Source organism: Oscillibacter valericigenes (assembly GCF_021531915.1).
GTDB lineage: Bacteria > Bacillota > Clostridia > Oscillospirales > Oscillospiraceae > Oscillibacter > Oscillibacter valericigenes_A.
Genome location: NZ_JAFBIV010000058.1, coordinates 1 through 336, shown reverse-complemented (window position 1 = coordinate 336; position 336 = coordinate 1). Strand labels below are relative to the sequence as shown.

Sequence of the window (336 nt, the reverse complement as noted above, 5' to 3'; positions counted from 1 at the left end):
ATCTGAAGGAGCGGAAATTTCGTGACTATGATAATCATGTCGTCCGCTCGCTGAGCCTGACGAAAAAGGGGATTGAACATATCCAGGCTGAGTCGCCCGCTCATGCGGAGGTGATCCTGTCCCATGAACTGTCACCGGCCAGCGGTCAGGGTGACTGGAAAAAGACCCTGCGGCTCCATCGGAGCGCGGCCTGCTTCCTGGCCGCATATCAGGCCGGAGCCTATTGGGTGCCGGGAGAGGAGAAAGACGAGCGCAGCAGGACGCAGCTTACTTATTACGGCGCCTACGAATTTCATACCCGCTTTGGAATGGACAACAAGGGTTCCAGAGCTTCCG

General features: G+C 56.8%; 1 protein-coding gene. It reads left to right on the top strand.

Annotation, left to right across the window (positions count from 1 at the left end; translation table 11 throughout):
* A partial coding sequence (locus JQM66_RS12860; protein WP_235230188.1) for a hypothetical protein occupies positions 1 to 336 on the top strand: 336 nt, incomplete at both ends.